The 268-nt window shown below is 64.2% G+C and carries 1 protein-coding gene; it reads right to left on the bottom strand.

Annotated elements, in window-relative coordinates; genetic code table 11:
• The coding region (locus tag QP140_RS10005; protein ID WP_442875046.1) for a lipoyl protein ligase domain-containing protein at positions 1–268 on the bottom strand (268 nt) is incomplete at both ends.

Genomic DNA, 268 nt, shown 5'->3' with positions numbered 1-268 from the left:
GCTGCCCGCACGGTTTGAATGAGGGCTTCTTCGAGGCGGCGCACATAATCGACGACGTCTACCGGCTCGGCCAACTTAATACTCGGGTACACCACGAGTTGGCCTTCGCCGTGCCAGGTGATGCGACCGCCACGGTCCACCGTCACAACCGGGACGGGGTAGGAAGCATCCGGCATATCCTCCGGCTGGGTGCGCTTGCCGGCAGTGAACGTGGAGGGGTGCTCCAACACCAGGATGGTGTCGCCCACCTCATCCTTGGCGCGCTGCG

Source organism: Corynebacterium sp. UMB9976, assembly GCF_030212265.1.
Taxonomy (GTDB): domain Bacteria; phylum Actinomycetota; class Actinomycetes; order Mycobacteriales; family Mycobacteriaceae; genus Corynebacterium.
This window is presented reverse-complemented; position numbering and strand designations above follow the sequence as displayed.